The sequence below is a fragment of the Rhodococcus sp. Leaf247 genome (assembly GCF_001426185.1).
Lineage (GTDB): Bacteria > Actinomycetota > Actinomycetes > Mycobacteriales > Mycobacteriaceae > Rhodococcoides.
The window spans coordinates 988605-1007562 of record NZ_LMRP01000002.1; the positions used below are offsets into that span (position 1 = coordinate 988605).

19 protein-coding genes are annotated in these 18958 nt (G+C 67.5%); 10 read left to right on the top strand and 9 right to left on the bottom strand.

All coding sequences use genetic code 11. From position 1 onward, the window contains the following. Nucleotides 1-10: 10 nt before the first annotated feature. Nucleotides 11-1219 carry a lipase family protein gene (locus ASG64_RS13990; RefSeq protein ID WP_056074097.1) on the top strand — a complete coding sequence of 403 codons (1209 nt, stop codon included), beginning with the start codon at nt 11-13 and terminating at the stop codon, nt 1217-1219. Between the two features lie 8 nt (nt 1220-1227). On the opposite strand, the gene ASG64_RS13995 is transcribed toward ASG64_RS13990, so the two are convergent. Next, complete coding sequence (locus tag ASG64_RS13995) at nt 1228-3102, bottom strand: ABC transporter ATP-binding protein (protein ID WP_056074098.1); 1875 nt, start codon at nt 3100-3102, stop codon at nt 1228-1230. A 123-nt stretch (nt 3103-3225) separates the two neighbouring features. Then, on the bottom strand, nt 3226-5547 hold the full coding sequence (lon, locus tag ASG64_RS14000) for an endopeptidase La (protein ID WP_056074392.1): 2322 nt from the start codon (nt 5545-5547) through the stop codon (nt 3226-3228). A 265-nt stretch (nt 5548-5812) separates the two neighbouring features. Between lon and ASG64_RS14005 the strand changes: the two genes are divergently transcribed. Beyond that, nucleotides 5813-6163 carry a DoxX family protein gene (locus tag ASG64_RS14005; protein ID WP_082518437.1) on the top strand — a complete coding sequence of 117 codons (351 nt, stop codon included), beginning with the start codon at nt 5813-5815 and terminating at the stop codon, nt 6161-6163. Here the strand turns inward: ASG64_RS14005 and ASG64_RS14010 are convergent, their stop codons facing one another. After that, nucleotides 6164-6559 (bottom strand): OsmC family protein, encoded by a 396-nt coding sequence (locus ASG64_RS14010; RefSeq protein ID WP_042576264.1) that lies wholly within the window; start codon nt 6557-6559, stop codon nt 6164-6166. Nucleotides 6560-6605: 46 nt separating this feature from the next. Further along, the gene (locus tag ASG64_RS14015) at nt 6606-7421 is read right to left on the bottom strand and encodes an alpha/beta fold hydrolase (protein ID WP_056074100.1); all 816 of its coding nucleotides are present in this window, start codon (nt 7419-7421) and stop codon (nt 6606-6608) included. A gap of 116 nt (nt 7422-7537) precedes the next feature. Here ASG64_RS14015 and ASG64_RS14020 point away from each other — a divergent pair, with 116 nt between their 5' ends. Continuing rightward, nucleotides 7538-8065: a DUF4190 domain-containing protein gene (locus tag ASG64_RS14020; RefSeq protein ID WP_056074101.1), complete on the top strand. Its 528-nt coding sequence runs from the start codon at nt 7538-7540 to the stop codon at nt 8063-8065. A 43-nt stretch (nt 8066-8108) separates the two neighbouring features. Then, a complete protein-coding gene (locus tag ASG64_RS14025; RefSeq protein ID WP_056074102.1) occupies nt 8109-8375 on the top strand; it encodes a hypothetical protein in 267 nt (88 codons plus the stop codon). On the opposite strand, the gene ASG64_RS14030 is transcribed toward ASG64_RS14025, so the two are convergent. Continuing rightward, nucleotides 8372-8857, bottom strand: coding sequence for a ribonuclease H family protein (locus tag ASG64_RS14030; RefSeq protein ID WP_042576268.1), 486 nt, complete (start codon nt 8855-8857; stop codon nt 8372-8374). The genes ASG64_RS14025 and ASG64_RS14030 overlap by 4 nt on opposite strands. 117 nt (nt 8858-8974) lie before the next feature. On the opposite strand from ASG64_RS14030, the gene ASG64_RS14035 reads away from it, so the two are divergent. The 6 genes from ASG64_RS14035 (at nt 8975) to ASG64_RS14060 (ending at nt 14392) form a co-directional block, all read left to right on the top strand. Next, a complete protein-coding gene (locus ASG64_RS14035; protein ID WP_056074103.1) occupies nt 8975-9997 on the top strand; it encodes an oxidoreductase in 1023 nt (340 codons plus the stop codon). Beyond that, complete coding sequence (locus ASG64_RS14040) at nt 9945-10913, top strand: DNA-3-methyladenine glycosylase family protein (RefSeq protein WP_056074393.1); 969 nt, start codon at nt 9945-9947, stop codon at nt 10911-10913. Before ASG64_RS14035 ends, ASG64_RS14040 begins: the two co-directional genes overlap by 53 nt. Before the next feature lie 173 nt (nt 10914-11086). Continuing rightward, on the top strand, nt 11087-11602 hold the full coding sequence (locus ASG64_RS14045) for a VOC family protein (protein ID WP_042576270.1): 516 nt from the start codon (nt 11087-11089) through the stop codon (nt 11600-11602). A gap of 36 nt (nt 11603-11638) precedes the next feature. Then, nucleotides 11639-12586 carry an aldo/keto reductase gene (locus ASG64_RS14050; protein ID WP_056074395.1) on the top strand — a complete coding sequence of 316 codons (948 nt, stop codon included), beginning with the start codon at nt 11639-11641 and terminating at the stop codon, nt 12584-12586. 10 nt (nt 12587-12596) lie between these two features. Further along, complete coding sequence (locus tag ASG64_RS14055) at nt 12597-13073, top strand: DUF309 domain-containing protein (protein ID WP_056074104.1); 477 nt, start codon at nt 12597-12599, stop codon at nt 13071-13073. A 62-nt stretch (nt 13074-13135) separates the two neighbouring features. After that, nucleotides 13136-14392 (top strand): multidrug effflux MFS transporter, encoded by a 1257-nt coding sequence (locus ASG64_RS14060; RefSeq protein ID WP_056074105.1) that lies wholly within the window; start codon nt 13136-13138, stop codon nt 14390-14392. On the opposite strand, the gene ASG64_RS14065 is transcribed toward ASG64_RS14060, so the two are convergent. The 4 genes from ASG64_RS14065 to ASG64_RS14080 all read right to left on the bottom strand — a co-directional run bounded on the left by ASG64_RS14065 (nt 14378) and on the right by ASG64_RS14080 (nt 18831). Continuing rightward, on the bottom strand, nt 14378-15142 hold the full coding sequence (locus ASG64_RS14065; protein ID WP_056074106.1) for a deoxyribonuclease IV: 765 nt from the start codon (nt 15140-15142) through the stop codon (nt 14378-14380). The two genes, ASG64_RS14060 and ASG64_RS14065, sit on opposite strands and share 15 nt — an antisense overlap. Nucleotides 15143-15151: 9 nt before the next feature. Next, nucleotides 15152-15493, bottom strand: a complete 342-nt coding sequence (locus ASG64_RS14070; RefSeq protein WP_082518481.1) for a carboxymuconolactone decarboxylase family protein — start codon at nt 15491-15493, stop codon at nt 15152-15154. A gap of 41 nt (nt 15494-15534) precedes the next feature. Next, nucleotides 15535-16503, bottom strand: coding sequence for an NADPH:quinone oxidoreductase family protein (locus ASG64_RS14075; RefSeq protein WP_056074108.1), 969 nt, complete (start codon nt 16501-16503; stop codon nt 15535-15537). 66 nt (nt 16504-16569) lie between these two features. Next, on the bottom strand, nt 16570-18831 hold the full coding sequence (locus tag ASG64_RS14080; RefSeq protein ID WP_056074109.1) for a putative bifunctional diguanylate cyclase/phosphodiesterase: 2262 nt from the start codon (nt 18829-18831) through the stop codon (nt 16570-16572). Between the last annotated feature and the right edge of the window lie 127 nt (nt 18832-18958).

Sequence of the window (18958 nt, forward strand, 5' to 3'; positions counted from 1 at the left end):
GGAGTGTTCTGTGAGATCCATTCGTCGCCTCGTGTTGGCAACCGTCACTGCGGCGCTGTTCGCAGCCGCACTTCCCGGCACCGCATCGGCCGATGCGCAATATCCGATCCCCAACGCCGACCCGTTCTACTCGGCGCCGGGAGACATCTCCGGCCTCGCTCCCGGCACCGTGCTGGCCAGCCGTCCGATGCCGAATCCGCCGAACTTCGTCGGCGTGAACACCTGGCAGCTCGCCTTCCGCAGCACCGGCGGCGAGGGCAATCCCATCGTCGGCGTGACCACGGTGTTCATCCCCCAGGTCAAGGCCCCCGACGGCCCGTTGCTGTCGTACCAGCAGATCGTCAACGCACTCGGCCTCAAGTGCGCGCCGTCGCAGGCGCTGTACTCGGAGGATCCGAACGTCGTCATCCGCGACGCTGCAGCGCTGAACGTCGTCTTCTCCCGCGGCTGGTCGGTGGCCATGCCCGATCACCTCGGCCCCAACAGTGCGTACGGCGCCGCCAAGATGGGTGGTCAGATCACCCTCGACGGCATCCGCGCCGCCAAGAACTTCGAGCCGCTGCAGTTGCGCAACAGTCCCATCGGCATGGGCGGCTACTCCGGTGGTGGCATGGCCACAGCCTGGGCTGCCGCACTGGCACCGTCGTACGCACCCGAACTCGACATCGTGGGAAGCGCGCAGGGCGGCGTTCCGATGAACCTGGTCAAGATGGCCTACATGCTCGGCGAGAACACCCCTCACCCCGTGTTCGGGCTCGCACTGGCCGCGGCAATCGGCTTGGGCCGCGAGTACCCCGACCGGATGCCGGTGTCGCAGAGCCTGACTCCCCAGGGCACGTCGATGATGAACCAGATCGCCAACTCCTGCACCAACGACATCCTGTCCGTGGGTGCCAACCACAGCGCCGCGGAGATCACCGCGAACAGGTCGGTCTTCGCGGATCCGCAGGGACGCGCCGTGGTGGAGGAGAACAGCGTCGAGCTCTACCCCGGAGTTCCCCGCGCGCCCATCTTCGAGTGGCACAGCCCGACCGATGCGCTGATCCCCGTCGACGCCATCGACAGCTCCACCGCCCGGTACTGCCGCGCCGGAACCCCGGTGCAGACGCTGCTCACACCCAGCCCGGACCACCTCAGTGCTGCACTGCTCGGATTGCCTGCAGCACTGCAGTGGCTGAACGACCGGTTCGCTCGACTTCCGGCGCCCAGCACCTGCTGAGCTGCTGCTCAGGCCCGGACGGGCTCGTCGAACTGCGTGCGATACAGCTGCGCATAACGACCCGACCGGGCCAGCAGCTCCGCGTGCGTCCCGTTCTCCGCGACCCGCCCGTCCTCGATCACCAGGATCTGGTCCGCCGCGCGAATGGTGGACAAACGGTGAGCGATGACGATGGACGTCCGACCCACCAGGGCCTCGGACAGCGCTTCCTGCACCGCCGCCTCGGACGTGGAGTCCAGCGACGCCGTGGCCTCGTCGAGCACCACGACAGTCGGCTGAGCCAACAGCAGCCGTGCGATGGTGACCCGCTGGCGCTCTCCACCCGAGAAGCGGTAGCCGCGCTCACCGACCACGGTCTCGAGCCCGTCGGGCAAGGATCGGACCAGGTCTTCGAGTCGTGCGCGTCGGAGCGCGGACCAGATGTCGTCCTCCGTCGCATCGGGACGCGCCAATGTCAGATTGGAGCGCAGCGTCTCGTGGAAGAGGTGCCCGTCCTGCGTCACCATGCCGACGGTGTGGCGGATCGACTCCGCCGTCAGGTCTCGCACGTCGATACCGCCGATCCGCACGGCCCCGGAATCCACGTCGTACAACCGTGAGACCAGCTGTGCGATGGTCGACTTACCGGCACCCGAGGACCCGACCAGGGCCACCATCTTGCCCGGCTCTGCGCGGAACGACACTCCGTGCAGCACTTCCTCGCCGCCGCGCGAATCCAGCACGGACACGTCTTCGAGCGATGCCAACGACACCTTGTCCGCCGACGGGTAGGCGAACCGGACGTCGTCGAACTCGACGGTGACAGGACCCTCCGGAACCGTCCGGGCATCGGGCGCATCCGTGATCAGCGGATCGAGGTCGAGGATCTCGAACACTCTCTCGAAGCTGACGACCGCGCTCATCACGTCGACGCGCGCGCTCGCCAGAGCTGTCAACGGTGCGTACAACCTGGTGAGCAGCAGCGCCAACGTGACGACGGCTCCGGCGTCCAGCTGGCCGCGCAATGCATAGAACCCTCCGAGCCCGTAGACCAGCGCGAGCGCGAGAGCCGAGACGAGAGTCAGCGTCGTGACGAAGACGGTCTGCACCATCGCCGACCGAACGCCGATGTCGCGGACTCGGCCTGCACGCAGCGCGAACTCCGACGATTCGTGGTCGGGACGCCCGAACAGCTTGATCAGTGTCGCTCCGGGCGCGGAGAAGCGCTCGGTCATCTGCGTCGACATGGCCGCGTTGTGGGCAGCGGCCTCCCGCTGCAGACGCGCCAACCGGGTGCCCATCCGTCGGGCGGGGAGGACGAACACCGGGAGGAGCAGGAGTGCGAGCAGCGTGATCTGCCAGGAGATGCCGACCATCACGACCAGCGTCAGCAGCAACGTGACCACGTTGCTGACCACACCGGAGAGCGTTCCACTGAACGCGCGCTGAGCACCGATCACGTCGTTGTTCAACCGACTCACCAGCGCGCCGGTACGGGTGCGGGTGAAGAACGCGATCGGCATCTTCTGCACGTGGTCGAACACCCGCGTGCGGAGATCGAGGATCAGGTTCTCCCCGATTCGCGACGACAGCCAGCGATTGACCAGGCCCGTCCCCGCATCGAGGAGCGCCACGACGGCGATGACGACGGCCAGGATCAGGACGATCCGATAGTCCTTGCCCTGCACGATGGCGTCGACCACGCGGCCGGCCAATACCGGCGTCGCCACGGCGAGGACCGCCGCGACGACGCTGAGCACCAGGAATCCGATGAGCAGCGTGCGGAGCGGCCGCGCGAACACCATGATCCGGCGCACCGTGACGCGGGAGAACGGACGTCTGCCCTTGTCGTCGGTGTGCATGGACCGATACATCTGGTTCCACGCGGTCATTTCCATACTCATCGGGAATCCCCCTTGCTCGTTCGGCGCCTCTGGTGCGTGGTCCCCCCGGGTCGCATCGCGAGGTCGTCTGCCTGTGGGGCAACTGTCCGTGACAACCTCGGCGAGCTCCCCGTCATTCCGCCGTCATGCTGCGGCGACCGCGTCCTCCGCACGGGGTTCGAGCGCCAGGGCGACGATATCGGCGACGTCCGACATCGGGCGCACCTCGACCGCGGCGAGCACGTCCGCCGACACGTCGTCCAGGTCCGGCTCGTTGCGGGAGGGGACGAAGACCGTCGTCAGTCCGGCACGTTGGGCGGCCAGCAACTTCTGCTTCAGTCCGCCGATCGGCATGACTCGGCCGTTCAGCGACACCTCCCCGGTCATGCCCACGTCGGACCGCACGGGCCGTCCGGTCGCCATGGACACCAGCGCGGTCACCATGGTCACGCCGGCCGAGGGGCCGTCCTTCGGCACCGCACCCGCAGGAACGTGGATGTGGATGGCCTTGTCCAGCGCTGCCGGGTCGACACCCAGCTGCTCCGCGTGCGACCGGACGTAGGACAGCGCGATCTGCGCCGACTCCTTCATCACGTCGCCCAGCTGGCCGGTCAACGTGAGCCCGGCCTTGTCGCCCGTCGAGCTGGCCTCGATGAACAGCACGTCCCCGCCGAGACCGGTCACGGCGAGACCCGTCGCCACGCCGGGAACCTCGGTGCGTTCGTGCACCTCGGGCGTGAATCGGGGTCGACCCAGGTAGGTGCGGAGATCCGGTTCGTCCACCGTCAGCATCCGCTCACCGGTAGCAAGTTCGATGGCGACCTTGCGCAGCACCTTCGCCAGCAGTCGTTCGAACTGACGCATACCCGGCTCGCGCGTGTAGTCGGCAGCGATCTTCCGCAGCGCCGCGTCGGTGACGGCCACGTCGGAGTCCGTCATCGCCGCACGTTCGAGCTGGCGCGGCAGCAGGTAGTTCCGCGCGATGACCACCTTGTCGTCCTCGGTGTAGCCGTCGATGGTCACCAGCTCCATGCGGTCGAGCAGTGCCGTCGGAATCTGGTCGACGACGTTGGCCGTGGCCAGGAACACCACGTCCGACAGGTCCAGATCCAGGTCGAGGTAGTGGTCTCGGTACGTGTGGTTCTGCGCGGGGTCGAGCACCTCGAGCAGTGCCGCGGCAGGATCGCCGCGGAAGTCCGATCCGATCTTGTCGATCTCGTCGAGCAGCACCACGGGGTTCATCGATCCTGCTTCGGCGATAGCCCTCACGATCCGACCGGGCAGCGCACCGACGTACGTGCGCCGGTGCCCGCGGATCTCCGCCTCGTCGCGGACGCCGCCGAGCGCGACGCGAACGAACTTGCGGCCCAGGGCTTTCGCGACCGATTCACCCAGGGACGTCTTACCGACACCGGGAGGACCGGCGAGCACCATGACGGCTCCGGAACCACGTCCACCCACCACTGCCATGCTTCGTTCAGCACGGCGCGAGCGCACGGCGAGGTACTCGGTGATGCGGTCCTTCACATCGTCCAAGCCGTGATGATCCGCGTCGAGCACGGCACGGGCCGCCTCGATGTCGGTGGTGTCGACGGTGGTCACCGTCCACGGCAGCTCCAGCACCGTGTCCAACCACGTTCTGATCCAGCCACTTTCGGGGCTCTGATCGCTGGACCGCTCCAGCCGACCGACCTCCCGCAGCGCGGCCTCACGCACCGCGTCCGGCAACTCGGCGGACTCGACGCGGCCGCGGTAGTCGTCGGCACCGTCGGGTTCACCCTCGCCGAGTTCCTTGCGGATCGCGGCCAATTGCTGACGCAGCAGGAATTCCTTCTGCGTCTTCTCCATGCCGTCGCGGACGTCGCCGGCGATCTTGTCCGTCACCTCTACCTCGGCGAGGTGGTCGGTGGTCCACTCGGTCAGCACCGTCAATCGTGCTGCCACGTCCGGGGTCTCGAGCAGCTGGCGCTTCTGGACATCGGTGAGCCATGACGCGTAGCCGGCGGTGTCGGCCAGCGCGGACGGGTCGAGAAGCTTGTTCACCGAGTCGATCACCTGCCACGCCTCGCGGCGCTGCAACATAGCCAGAACGAGCTTCTTGTACTCCGCGGCGAGAGTGCGTACGGCCTCCGTCGGCTCCGGTTCCGACACCGGCTCGGCCTCCACCCACAGAGCGGCGCCGGGGCCACTGACGCCGGTGCCGATGTGTGCACGCTTCTCGGCCTTGAGCACCGCGGCCGGCTCACCGGTCGCGAGACGGCCGACCTGCACGATCGTCGCCACGACGCCGTAGGCGGGGTAGCGGTCGTCCAGTCGTGGGGCGATCAGCAGAGTGCCGTCGGCGCTGGTCCGCGCAGCGTCGACCGCAGCGCGGGCAGCGTCGTCCAGTTCGACCGGCACAACCATGCCGGGCAGGACGACGGGGTCGGTCAGGAACAGAACGGGCAAGCGAGTCGATTCGCTCATGGGGTCCTCCAAGGTTGCGCGTGATCAGCTCAACTTGTCGAAGTGCCCTCGTGTTCCCGCTGGTGAGCACGTTCGCTGGAGGCGTACAGGACGGTATGGACGGCCCGCGCACTGCCTGCTCCGGCGCACCTGGCGTCATTCCCGCGCTAGTTCCGTCTTTCCGCTGCTACTGCAGCAACCACGGTAAGACGGAACGGCCGCGGGAAAAGGAATGTGTCAGGGCATAGTCTTCCACCGGCGACCCAGCCGACCGGAAGGCACCCGAATGACCATCGCTCTGTATGTCGTCACGATTTTCCTCGCCGTCGCACTGACCTTCTCTGCGATCGGCAAGCTGACCAAGAGCGCGTCGGTGATGCCCATCATGGACAGCGTGGGTGTGCCCGCGAACAGGGTGCCGGTCTTGGCATATCTCGAGATCGCGGGCGCGGTCGGCCTGGTCGTCGGACTGTTCGTCTGGCCCATCGGCGTCGCGGCGGCGATCGGGGTCATTCTTTACTTCGTGGGCGCCGTGGTCGCACATCTGCGAGTGAAGGACACGGCGGACATCGGGCCGTCGGCCTTCCTCACCGTCGTGTCCGTCGCGGCACTCGTTCTGCGGCTCGTCACCGCCTGATCAGCTCTTCAGGGCTACATCCACACCGGTGACCGACTTGAGGAACGGGCAGATCGATCGCGCCTGCTCGAGCACATCCCCCGGATTGTCGACGCCCGGAAGGGTGACGGCCAGCTGGTAGGCGGCGTCGTAGCCCGCTCCGTCGGCATTGGAAAGGGTGACACGGCCCTCGACGGCTGCCCCGTCGAGCGATCCACCAGCCGTACCGACGGCGATGCGCAGCGATTCGAGAAGGCAGGAACTCAGGGCGGCCGCCATCAGCTGCTCGGGGTTGGTCGCTCCGCCGGGCCCACCCAGGTCGGACGGCTCGTGGACGTCCAGGGACAGCACGTCGTCGCTCGAGGAGATCGATCCGTCGGTAGCAGTGACAGTGGCGGTGTACAGGTCTTGACTCATACGTCTCGGGTGTCCGCGAACAGGGGGATGCAAACCAGGGCGTTCGTCACCGATGTTCGGCCAGGAACGCGACGACCTCGTCCCCGAACTTCTGCGGTTCGTCGAGGAAGAGCGCATGACTGCTGTCCTCGAAGAGGACCGTGCGTGCTCCCGGAACGGTGTCGCCGACGTAGCGAGCCGCTTCCCACGGGAACGCCTTGTCGTGCTTGCCCACCATGACGAGGGACGGGAGATCGAGCGTCGGCAACAGGTCCCGCCAATCGTGGTGGGTGTGATCGGCCATCACCGCGTTCCGGGCCGCGCCGGACATCTTCGCCATTTCTGCGTGAAGAATCTCGACGCGGTCGGCCGGGAGGTCCGTCGCCGTGATCTCGTCCAGTTGCTCCGCATCGAAGTCGCTGCGGTCGTAGAGAACTCGGCCCTGGACGGCAGCGAGGGATGCATCGTCGAAGATGCTGGTGTGAGCCAGCGACCATTCCGGGGTGCGGTACTGACGGGGAGTCTGGGCGACATAGATGGCCTGCGCGAGACGTTCGTTGCCGAAGAGTTCCTGGTACGACCAGATGACCGGGCACCCCAGCGACCAGCCCAGCACCGTCACGTCGGCCAGGTCGAGTGCCGCGAGAACGTCGAAGAGGTCCTTCGCCAGACGTGATACGCGGTAACCGTGGCCTGGATCCTCGGAATCGCCGTGTGCCCGCATGTCCAGCGCGATCACCCGGGAGTGCTCGGCCAACCGATCCATGCTGCCGGAGAAGAACTCCCCACTGAATCCCCAGCCGTGAAGCAGGACGAGCGGACGGCCGGCGCCCTGCTCTCGGTAGTGCAGGACTGTTCCATCGCTGACGGTCACGGTGCTCATCGACAGCGGATACCCCGCGCCGAGTCGTCGGTAACGGTGCGGTCACACCTGCGCCGGGTCGGTCCGTGCGGGGTTACAGTGCAGCCGACCAGCCACGTTGCACGTCAGGAGGCACCATGAGCGGCCCCGCGTACCCGGGACAACCCGGCCCGGATGATCAGAACTATCCCGGCAATCAGTACGGACAGCAGCCTCAGTACCCCCAGTACGGCCAGGATCCGCAGTACGGCCAGCCTGCGTACGGCGGACCGCCGGTCGCTCCGAAGAACGGTCTCGGCATCGCGGCGCTGATCTTCGGCATCCTGTCCATTCTCGCGTTCTGGACGTTCGGCTTCGGCATCCTGCTCGGCATCATCGCTGTGATCCTCGGCGTCATCGGACGTGGCCGGGTCAAGCGCCGCGAGGCCACGAACGGCGGAGTTGCGACCACCGGCATAGTCCTCGGCATCCTGGGAATCATCGGCGGAGCAGTCTTCATCGCGTTGAGTATCTGGGTGTTCAACGCTGTGGGAGGTCAGGACCTGACATCGTGCGTGGCCGACGCAGGCGGGGACCAGGCCCGACAGGAGCAATGCGCGCGCGATTTCACCGGCAACCTCGAGGAGCAGTTCTCGGTGACCATCACTCCGTTCCCGACGCCGTGACCGCGCAGGGTTGACCGTCGGTTCGACCGGGCATTCCCGACGTATGAGCGATTCTGCAGACACCCCCGTCGACACCGCGTCCATCGATCCTCGTGAGGAATCGAAGGGAACGGGAGCCGATACCGCTCAGAGCTCGGGTGAGCGGGACGAAGCTATCCGCGAGTTCGACAACCATGCCGAGGCCGAGCCGGCGCCGACCCTCGATCGCAGTGAGGCCGCCGTGGACGAGGGCAAGGATCTACCCACGCCGAGTCCGCGCGACGTGACCGCCGGCAACAAGGACGACAAGCAGACCTCGCGCCAGGACTAGAACAACGTGACGGGCTCCTGCGCGCCGACCGGCTCGGACGGCGTCAGGACTCCGTCGCGGATCTCGCGTGCCGCGATTCCCGCCAGTTCGTCCGCCATCTCGTTGAACTGATTTCCGACGTGGCCGCGGACCCAGCGGAATCGCACGGGTCCCTCACGTTCGGTGATCGCCCGATCGATCGCGCGGACCAGCTCGAGGTTGCGGACGGGGGCGCCCGTCGACGTACGCCACCCCTTCCGCTTCCATCCCACGAGCCACTCGGACGCGCACTTGATGGCGTACTGACTGTCGGACTCGATGAGCATCGGCTCCGGCCCGGGATGCGCCTGGACTGCCTCGAACAACGCGCGCAGTTCGGCGATCTGATTGGTGCCCGACGCTTCACCACCGGAGGCACTGGGGCCGGTGTGGTCGACCCAGGCCCAGCCGATGGCTCCGCCGGGGTTCTTCAGGCACGAACCGTCGGTACTCACGATGATCACCCTCGAGAGAGTACGGGCGGCCACCGACAATCCTGTGGTCCCGCGCCGTACGACGCGGCGGCTCGGCAGGCATAGTCTCGATGTCGGCCGCCACCCGTCGATCGAGGAGTTCCCACCGTGAGCACCCAGCCCGGAAGCCTTTCCACCAGCGACACTTTCCGCGCGCTGGTCGCCCGCGAGTCGGGGGACCGGATCGACGTGGGCTTCGAGACCGTCGACCAGTCGTTCCTCCCGGAGGGTGAGGTGACGATCCGTGTCGAGTACTCCGGCGCGAACTACAAGGACGCCCTGGCCGTCACGCCGAAGGGCGGTGTGGTGCGCGGATATCCGATCGTTCCCGGTATCGACCTCGCCGGCGTCGTCGTCTCCTCGAGCGACGACTCCATCGCAGTCGGAGATCGCGTCGTGGCGCACGGCTACGAGATCGGCACCGGCCGCCACGGTGGATACGCCGAGTACGCCCGCGTTCCCGCGGACTGGGTCGTCCCGCTCGCCGACGCACTCTCCACAGCGGACGCGGCCACCATCGGCACCGCCGGATTCACCGCCGCCATGAGCGTGCAGGCGCTGCTGGCACGCGGACTGACTCCCGAGGACGGTCCGGTGCTGGTAACCGGCGCGAGCGGCGGCGTCGGATCGGTCAGCGTCGACCTGTTGTCGCACCGCGGCTTCGAGGTCGTCGCATCCACGGGCAAGGAGTCCGCTCACGACCTGCTGACGACGCTCGGCGCGTCCTCGATCATCGGCCGGTTGCCGGAGGATCCCGACGCGAAGCCGCGCCCGCTGGGCAAGGCGCAGTGGGCGGCCGCGGTGGATTGTGTCGGAGGCAAGACCCTCGCGCACGTGCTGAGCACGGTGAAGTACGGCGGGGCCGTCGCGGCCAGTGGACTCACCGGCGGTCCGGGATTGTCGACGACGGTGCTCCCGTTCATCCTCCGCGGAGTGGCGCTGCTCGGCATCGACTCGGTGCAGTTGCCCATCGCCGCTCGACGCACGTTGTGGAGCGAGTTGGCCGACGAGTTCCGCCCGAGCCGTCTCGCGGACGTCACCACGGAGGTCGCTCTCGACGACGTCGAGGCAGTTCTGGATGCCTTGCGCGCCGGTGACAACACCGGTCGCACCCTCGTCCGCGTCCAGTAGTCGGGTCGCGGTGGACATCGTCCTGACCTCGGAGCACCCGCTCAGCGTGCGGTATTCGCTGTCGCCGCACCGACGTGGCGCCGGCGATCCGTCCCACCGCGTGGATACCGACGGGTCGATCTGGCGGACAGCGCGGTTCCCGACGGGACCTGTCACGTACCGCATCCGACAGGCCGGCCGCACCGAGGTGACGTGCGAGGCGTGGGGGCCGGGGGCCGCCGAGTTCCTGGACTCACTCCCGGGCCTGGTCGGACTGGAGGACGACGCCTCCGGATTCGAACCCGAGCATCGCCTGCTCGCCGAGGCTCACCGACGGTTCCCGCACCTGCGCATCGGTAGGACCGGCCGGGTCATGGAAGCGCTCGTACCGGCCATCCTGGAGCAGAAGGTGCACGGTATCGCCGCCTTCGCGTCGTGGCGATATCTCTTGTCCACGTTCGGTGAGCCGGCGCCGGGTCCCGCGCCACGCGGCATGCGGGTGCCGCCGCCCTCCGAGGTGTGGCGACGCATCCCGTCGTGGGAATTCCACCGCGCCAACGTCGACCCGAAACGTTCCAAGACCATCGTGCGGAGCGCGCAGTTGGCCGACAAACTCGAACAGATCACGACGATGGGACGCGAGGACGCCGAGCGGCGGCTGCGAGTCGTACCCGGTATCGGAGCCTGGACTGCGGCCGAGGTGATGCAACGGGCGCTCGGAGACACCGATGCTCTGTCCGTCGGCGACTATCACCTGGCCTCGGTGATCGGGTGGACACTCACCGGCGCTCCCATGGACGACGACGCCATGGTCGAGTACCTGGCGCCGCTTCGTCCGCACCGGTATCGAGCAGTGCGGCTGCTCGAGGTGAGCGGCACGGCCGTGCGGCCGAAGTTCGGCCCCAGGACACAGGTGACCGATCACCGGCTGCATTGAGTCCCGACGGTTGCTGGACGGTGTGTGCACACAGGTGCTGGTGAGCGCACACCCTTACCCGCACGCAGGAGCGGGTGTTCGGCTCACACGGGCGGTGTACACACGGCTACGGGAACAACCGGAGTACGGTCTGAGTTGAAGCTTCAAGTCAACCTCGACCCGAAGGACACCCGATGGCCATCACTCGCCTCAACCACGCCGTTCTCTACGTCCGCGATGCCGGGCGGAGCGCCCAGTTCTACGCCGACGTCCTCGGCTTCCGCGTCGTGAACCGGATGGGCGACAGGGCGATCTTCCTGCAGGCACCCGACAGTGCGAACGACCACGATCTGGGCCTGTTCTCCATCGGCGATGCCGCGGGTGCACCCTCGGCCGGACGGTCCACCGTCGGCCTCTACCACCTCGCGTGGGAGGTGCAGACGCTGAACGACCTGGTCGGAATCCGCGACGCACTGGCCGCAGCGGGGGCACTGGTCGGTGCGACCGATCACTCCACGTCGAAGAGCCTGTACGGACAGGACCCCGACGGCATCGAATTCGAGATCGCGTGGCTCGTCCCCGCGGATCGCATCGACGCCGAGGTCATCGACCGTCGCAGCACGCTCGCCGCGCTCGACATCGACGCCGAGCTCGCCCGCTACGGCGCCGACACCCTCGGCGGCATCGGGGTCAGCAGCCCGGCGCGGTGACAGGAATAGCGTCGCGTGGACCGCGTTGCACAGAACATGACGCGTATCGGAACCTCTGACCTGGACGTCTTCCCCCTCGCGCTGGGCGCCAACACCTTCGGGTGGACCAGCGACGAAGCGGCATCACACGAGATCATCGAGGCCTTCCTCGGAGCCGGTGGTTCGCTGATCGACACCGCGGACTCGTATTCGGCCTTCGCTCCCGGCAACTCGGGCGGCGAGTCGGAGACGGTGATCGGGAACTGGTTCACCTCGACGGGTCGGCGCGACGATGTCGTCCTGGCCACCAAGGTGAGCCAGCACCCGCAGTTCAAGGGTCTTGCGGCGAGCACGGTCGCTGCCGCAGCCGACGCGTCGTTGCAGCGTCTGCAGACCGACCGCATCGACCTCTACTACGCGCACTTCGACGACGAGAACACTCCGCTGGAGGAGACGGTTGCCGCGTTCGACGCGTTGGTGAAGGCCGGAAAGGTGCGCTACGTCGGCATCTCGAACTACACGGCCGAGCGCGCACAGCAGTGGATCGACATCGCCCGACGCGAAGGATTCGACGTGCCGGTGGCGCTGCAGCCGCACTACAACCTGGTGCACCGTCGCAGCTACGAGCCCGATCTGATGGACCTCGCTGAGCAGAACCAGCTGGGCGTGTTCCCGTACTTCGCACTGGCCTCGGGATTCCTGACCGGCAAGTACCGCACACGTGAGGACATCGAGGGAACTCCGCGTTCGAGCATCACCTCCGGCTACTTCACCGACGAGGGGCTCGACGTGGTCGGTGCCCTCGCCGACATCGCCGCGGCGCACGACACAGCCGTTCCGACGGTCGCTCTCGCCTGGCTGCTGTCCCGTAACGGCATCGTGGCGCCCATCGCGAGTGCCAGCCGCATCGACCAGCTCGGATCGCTGACCGATGCTCCCGCTCTGTCGTTGACGGCGGACGAGCTCGACCGTCTGACCGCGCTGTCGGACAAGGTCGGCGCGTAGCGTCGGCGGGATGGGACGCGCGGAGGAACGCGAACGCAATCCACAGGGACGGGCTCAGAACGCGCGTCCTCGTGACGGGCTGGGTCGTCCTCTGCCGCGTGGCTCCGAGGGCGTCGAGCGAATTCCCGACGATGTGCAGCTGCCACCCGCGCAGTCCCTTCTCCGTGCGCAGCAGCTGCTCGACGAGGGCAAGCCGTTCCACGCCCACGAGATACTCGAGGGCACGTGGAAGATCTCCGAGCCCCACGAGCGCGAGTTGTGGCAGGGCCTCGCCCAACTCGCGGTGGGTCTCACCCACCTGATGCGTGGGAACGTCGTCGGCGCCGCGTCGTTGCTGACGCAAGGCAGGGACCGCATCGGCACCTACCCGGATGCGCCCCACGACATCGATGTCGCAGGTCTGATGGGGTGGGCGGACTCGCTCTCGGCAGCGCTGGCCCGCGGCGATGTGCCGCGCCCGACAGTCCCGTCTCTGACTCACGGGTAGTTGTTCACCCAGCCGTCACACGCGGCGGGAACACATCGGCGCTCGGCGGTGCTGCACTCCGGGTGACGACGAACCCCACCCTCACGACCGACACCGGCACGGCGGCGCACACCGCCACCGTGCCAGGCCCCTCCACTCTGCGCACGATTCTCGTTCTCGGTGCGCTCGTCGCACTCGGACCGCTGACTATCGACGTCTACCTACCGGCGCTTCCGGCGATCACGACCGACCTCGGCTCGACGGATGCCGCCGTCCAGTTCACGCTGACGGGAACACTCATCGGTCTCGCCGTCGGTCAGTTGGTCATCGGACCGCTCTCCGATTCGCTGGGCCGTCGACGGCCGTTGATCGCCGGCACCGTCGTGCACATCGCGGCGTCTCTGCTGTGCATGATCGCGCCGAACGTCGCGGTCCTCGGGTTCATGCGCGCGCTGCAGGGCTTCGGCGCCGCGGCGGCGATGGTCATCGCCATCGCCATCGTGCGTGACCTCTTCGACGGCAGAGCCGCCGCGACCGTGATGTCGCGGCTCGTCCTCGTCATGGGTGTCGCACCGATCGTCGCCCCCAGCCTGGGCAGCCTGGTTCTGATCCACGGGTCGTGGCGCGGCGTGTTCGCGGGCCTTGCCGTCGCCGGTGTGGCACTGATGCTCGTCGCCATCTTCCTGCTGAAGGAGACCCTGCCGCAGGAACGCCGCCGGCCGCCGGAGTTCGTCCCTGTCCTGCGGACGTACGGCTCGCTGCTCCGTGATCGACGGTTCGTCGTCCTCGTCCTGGTGGCCGGTTTGGGCATGTCGGCACTGTTCGCCTACATCTCCGGCAGCTCGTTCGTCCTGCAGGACGGCTACGGACTGGGCGAGCAGCAGTTCGCTCTCGTGTTCGGCATCGGCGCCGTGGCATTGATCAGCGCGTCGCAGCTCAATGTGCTTGCTCTGCAGCGGTTCAGCCCGCAGCGCATCGTTACGGTCGCCCTCGTCGCGATGGCTCTGTCCGGGGCGTCGCTCATCGCCACGACGACCACCGGCTTCGGCGGGATTGTCGGCTTCATGGTTCCCGTGCTGTTCGTCCTCGCGTCCGCCGGATTCGTCATGCCCAACTCACCGGCACTGGCACTCTCACGCCACGGCGAGGCAGCCGGAACCGCCGCCGCACTTCTCGGCGCCGCACAGTTCGGTATCGGTGCGCTCATCGCGCCGCTGGTCGGCGTCCTGGGTAACGACGGTCCTGCGATGGCTATCGCGATGACCGGTGGCGCCACCATCGCACTGCTCGCGCTGGCGAGCGTCCGGTCCGAGACCGAGTCGGAGTCAGAGAGCGCGTAGGAACGCCACGTCGGCTTTCATTCCGTCGGCGGGCGTCTCGAGCATGATCGGGGCGCCTGCCGCGGACGCCACTGCCGCGAGAAGCTGTGGATCGATCTCGCCGCTCTCGAGGTTCGCGTGCCGGTCTCGCGCGGAGTCGAACTCGTCGCGCGAATTGTTCAGATGGACCAGGTCGATTTGTCCGGTGATGGCCTTGATCCGCTCGACAGCGTCGACCAGGTCCTCACCGCCGGCCCAGGCATGGCACGTGTCCAGGCAGAAACCTGCACCGAACTCACCGACTGCGTCCCACAGACGGGCGATGCCGTCGAAGTGCCTCGCCATCGCGAAGTCGCCTCCGGCGGTGTTCTCGATCCAGATCGGCACCGCGAATCCGCCCGACTCCGCCTGACGCTCAAAGAGCTTGCGCCAGTTGGCAATACCCTCCGCCGGGTCTTCGCCGTCGCGAACATGCCCTCCGTGGACGACCATGCCGAGCGCGCCGATCTCCGCCGCCACGTCGGCCTGCTGCGCGACCGCCTTGCGCGACGGGATGCGGATGCGGTTGTTCAGGCTGGCGACGTTGATAACGTACGAGGAGTGCACGACGACATCGACGTCGCTCGCATGGATGGCCTCGAGGCCCTCGCCGACGACCGGCTTGTTCCACTTCTGCGGGTCGGTCACGAACAGCTGGACCAGATCGACGTCGAGCTCTCCGGCCTCGCCGAGCGGGTTCTCCGAGTCACGTACGTGGGCACCTATGCGCATGGAACGAGCCTACTCGAGCGGGCCGAGCTCCTCGTCCAACACTCGCTGCACCACACGCATGGCCGCCAGCGCGGCGGGAGCACCGCAGTAGCCGCTCGCGTGCACCACCGATTCGACGATCTCCTCGCGCGTGAGGCCGTTGGTCAACGCCCCGCGGATGTGTCCGCCCAGTTCCTGTTCGGCGCGCAGCGCGATCAGCATGCCGATGTTCAGCAGGCTCCTGCTGCGCCGGTCCAGGCCCGGCCGGTTCCACACCGCATCCCACACGTGCTCCGTGACGTGCGTCTGCAACGCCTCCGAATCGGTGCCCGCACTGCCCTCGAGAGCCGCGGAGACGAACGACTCGCCCATGACCTCGCGACGAACCGCCAGGCCGGCCTCGTACGCGTCGCTCACGCGAGCGACACCACGACTTTGCCGGTGGCCGTGCGGTTCTCGAGAGACGCGATGGCGTCGCCCGCATCCTCGAGCGAATAGACCACCGGTTCCGGAGCCGACAGCTCACCCGAGGCGAAAAGGGGTTCGAGCTCGGCCCACTGGGTCGCGGTGTACCCCGGTCGGCTCATCCACCACGCGCCCCAGCCGGCGCCGACGACCTCCACGTTGCTCAGCAGGAGGCGGTTGACCTTGACCGTGGGAATGTCGCCGCCGGTGAAGCCGATGACCACCAATCGGCCGCCCGGTGCGAGAGAGCGGATGCTGTCGGTGAACCTGTCACCGCCCACCGGGTCGATGACGATGTCGACGCCGCGGCCGCCGGTCAACTCCTTGACCGTGTCCTTCCACCCGTCGAGCATCACGACGTCCGATGCTCCGGCAGCGCGGGCGATCTCGGCCTTGCCCTCGCTGCTGACCACCGCGATGACGCGGGACGCACCCAGGGCGGGAGCCAGCCGCAGCGTGGAGGTACCGATGCCGCCACCGGCGCCGTGGACCAGAACCGTCTCGCCCTGTGCAAGACGACCGCGCTGACGCAACGCGAAGTGCACCGTCAGATCGTTGAACAGCAGGCCGGCACCTGCCTCGAAAGACACCGCGTCGGGAAGCGCGAAGACCAGATCGGGCGTCACCACGGCTACCTCGGCCATACCGCCGCCGAATCCGGTGAGGGCCGCGACGCGATCTCCGGCAGTGAAACCCGATCCCTCGGGCGCCGACCGCACTGTTCCCGCCACCTCGCTGCCCGGCACGAACGGCAGTTCCGGCTTGTACTGGTAGAGACCGCGACTGAGCAGCGCGTCGGGGAAGGCGACACCGGCGGCGCGCACATCGATCACGACGCCGTCACCTGTCGGTTCGTCGATGTCCACCACGGTCAGGGCTTCGGGGCCCTGAAGAGTGCTTACCTGAACTGCGCGCACGAGCGGTCCTTTCGTCGGGTCGACGCCCCCACGTTACAAAGGGTCCCCACGGCGGTGCGGCACGGGTCACACTCCGCTGATGGCCGCGCTGGTCGAGATGTTCACGGAACGCACGGTGGCCAGGACTTGGTCGGCTCGGACGGGACGGGCGATGTGGAAACCCTGCACCGCGTCGCACCCCAGCCCGTGCAGGACGCCGAGAGTGCGCGCGTCCTCCACACCCTCCGCCACGATGTGCAGTCCCATACTGTGCGCGAGGTCGATGGTGGACCGGACGATGGCCAGATTCGCCGAGTCGGTGAAGATCGAGGTGACGAACGACCGGTCCATCTTCAGTTGCTGGACCGGAAGAGACGCGAGATAGGCGAGGGAACTGTAGCCGGTGCCGAAGTCGTCGATCGAGATCGAAACCCCCAGTGAGCGAAGAGCTTCCAGGGTGTCGATGGAGCGCTCCGGATCCATCATCGCCGAGGTCTCCGTCACCTCGAACACCACCGCCGAACCCGGCAGGAGGTGTCGGTCGAGCGAGGTCTGCACCTGGTTCGCCAACGACGCGTCCACCAGGTCACGCACGGAGAGATTGATCGCGACGTCGACGTCCAGGCCCGCCAACCGCCACTGGCGGCATGCCGCCATGGAGGTGTCCAACACGAACGCGGTCACCGCCGGAAGCATGCCGGTCTGCTCCGCGCTGGCCAGGAAGGCGGCGGGTAGGAGCAAGCCTTCCGTCGGATGACGCCACCGCAGAAGAGCTTCCAGACCCGACACCCGTCCGGTCCGCAGGTCCAGACGGGGCTGGAACCAGACTTCGAGTTCGCCCGTCGCGATGGCGTCCTCGAGTTCGCCCATGCGCCGGAGCTGGTCCACCCGGTCGACGTCCATCGTGCGGTCCCACACAGCGAGTCTCGGTTGCCGCGTCTTGGCCGCCACGACGGCGGCGTACGCGCGCTGCACCAGCTCCTCCGACCCCACGCTGGGCCGATCGGCGGACAGCGCCACTCCCACGGAGCACTCGAGGGTGAGCTTGATGTCGCGGACAGTCATGGGTGCACCCACCGCGCGCTGCGCGGCCATCGCAGTCGCCACGGCGTCGTGTCGGTCGGAGGGGCCGGGGAGGACGACCGCGAACTCGTCGCCGCCGAGTCGTGCGACCAGTGCGTGCGGTCCGACGACCGACGTCAGACGGTGTCCGATCTCGGCGAGAACCTGGTCACCGACGGTGTAGCCGAAGGTCTGGTTGATGTCGGAGAACCGGTTGAGGTCGATCAACACCAGGGCCACGCCGTCACGACCGGTGGGCCCGAGGATTTCCCCGAGTCGGCGGCCCAGAAGTGCACGGTTGGCCAGCCCGGTGACCATGTCGGTGTCCGCCGCACGCCGCAGCGCGGCCGACTGACGTTGGAGCAGAGCCAGGAACGACCACATCCGGAGGGCACCCAGGGCCACGATGACGGACGCCGCGACGACCAGGACGGGTCCCCACTGCGTCACGGGCACACCGCGAGCGAGTTGCACACTCATCGCGATCGGCGTCATCGCGACCGCGGTCGTCAGAATTACCAGGCGCGTCATGCCCGTTCGCGCTCTGCTGATCGTGCTCACCCGCGGACGTTCGTCCTTCCGCAGCGCGGCGACTCCGAACAGCAGGTACGACGCCAGCCAGCAGATGTTGAGGACCCGCGTCGTGATCATGCCGTCCGCCTCGAGCACGTACGACGCGTAGTCCGCGATCACCATCAGCGCCATCGCCGAGCCGAGCAACCAGTGCGTGGGGGAGCCGGCGCGACGGTGCAGGACCACGAACACGACCAGTACGAGCAGGAACACGTCGAATTCGGTGTAGAAGATCCCGAGCCAGATCGACGCGTCCGGATCCTTGTTTCCCGACGCGAAAACCCACGACGCCAACCCGACGCCCGCTGTCATGATCGCCGCTTCGAGGATGTCGGGGAATCCGAGCATCGGTGTGCCTTCGCTTCGCACGGACACGAGAGCGAACCCGATCAGGAGGTAACCGGCCACGTAGGCGATGTCCGCGGGGGACGGAGTCGTCACGCCCGAGGTGTTCTCGGCGATGCCGAAGTAGATGTCTCCCGCGACCCACATGCCGAGTGCGACGACCATGAGCCACCACGAGTGCGCGCTGACCTTGCGACCCGACAGGATCCCCACGGGAACGGCCGCGACGACAGCGACCGCGATGGCGCAGTACATCGCGCTGGCGAGGATCCCGACGGGGAGGAATGCATAGATCGCGATGGCCGTGGACCCCAGCGCGAGAAATGCGGAGGGCGCGATGGATCTGGACGGCGAGGACACCGAGTTCATGTTCCCTCTCTCGTGACCCCGAGTACACAGTCGAAAACCAGCGCGAATACCCGTTCAATGTACTGCCAACCGGGCGCGCGCCACGGCCGATCGCCAGGATAGCGTCGACTCCCCTCTGCAAGTGAAT

Excerpts from the sequence above, each read along its gene's own strand:
- ASG64_RS14015 (WP_056074100.1), bottom strand. The coding sequence starts at position 7,421 with ATGAGCACCGTGACCGTCAGCGATGGAACAGTCCTGCACTACCGAGAG.
- ASG64_RS14065 (WP_056074106.1), bottom strand. The coding sequence starts at position 15,142 with ATGCGCATAGGTGCCCACGTACGTGACTCGGAGAACCCGCTCGGCGAG.
- ASG64_RS14010 (WP_042576264.1), bottom strand. The coding sequence starts at position 6,559 with ATGAGTCAAGACCTGTACACCGCCACTGTCACTGCTACCGACGGATCG.
- ASG64_RS14005 (WP_082518437.1), top strand. The coding sequence starts at position 5,813 with ATGACCATCGCTCTGTATGTCGTCACGATTTTCCTCGCCGTCGCACTG.
- ASG64_RS14080 (WP_056074109.1), bottom strand. The coding sequence starts at position 18,831 with ATGAACTCGGTGTCCTCGCCGTCCAGATCCATCGCGCCCTCCGCATTT.
- ASG64_RS14045 (WP_042576270.1), top strand. The coding sequence starts at position 11,087 with ATGGCCATCACTCGCCTCAACCACGCCGTTCTCTACGTCCGCGATGCC.
- ASG64_RS14025 (WP_056074102.1), top strand. The coding sequence starts at position 8,109 with ATGAGCGATTCTGCAGACACCCCCGTCGACACCGCGTCCATCGATCCT.
- ASG64_RS14040 (WP_056074393.1), top strand. The coding sequence starts at position 9,945 with ATGCCTTGCGCGCCGGTGACAACACCGGTCGCACCCTCGTCCGCGTCC.
- ASG64_RS13995 (WP_056074098.1), bottom strand. The coding sequence starts at position 3,102 with ATGAGTATGGAAATGACCGCGTGGAACCAGATGTATCGGTCCATGCAC.
- ASG64_RS14050 (WP_056074395.1), top strand. The coding sequence starts at position 11,639 with ATGACGCGTATCGGAACCTCTGACCTGGACGTCTTCCCCCTCGCGCTG.
- ASG64_RS14020 (WP_056074101.1), top strand. The coding sequence starts at position 7,538 with ATGAGCGGCCCCGCGTACCCGGGACAACCCGGCCCGGATGATCAGAAC.
- lon (WP_056074392.1), bottom strand. The coding sequence starts at position 5,547 with ATGAGCGAATCGACTCGCTTGCCCGTTCTGTTCCTGACCGACCCCGTC.
- ASG64_RS14055 (WP_056074104.1), top strand. The coding sequence starts at position 12,597 with ATGGGACGCGCGGAGGAACGCGAACGCAATCCACAGGGACGGGCTCAG.
- ASG64_RS14070 (WP_082518481.1), bottom strand. The coding sequence starts at position 15,493 with ATGGGCGAGTCGTTCGTCTCCGCGGCTCTCGAGGGCAGTGCGGGCACC.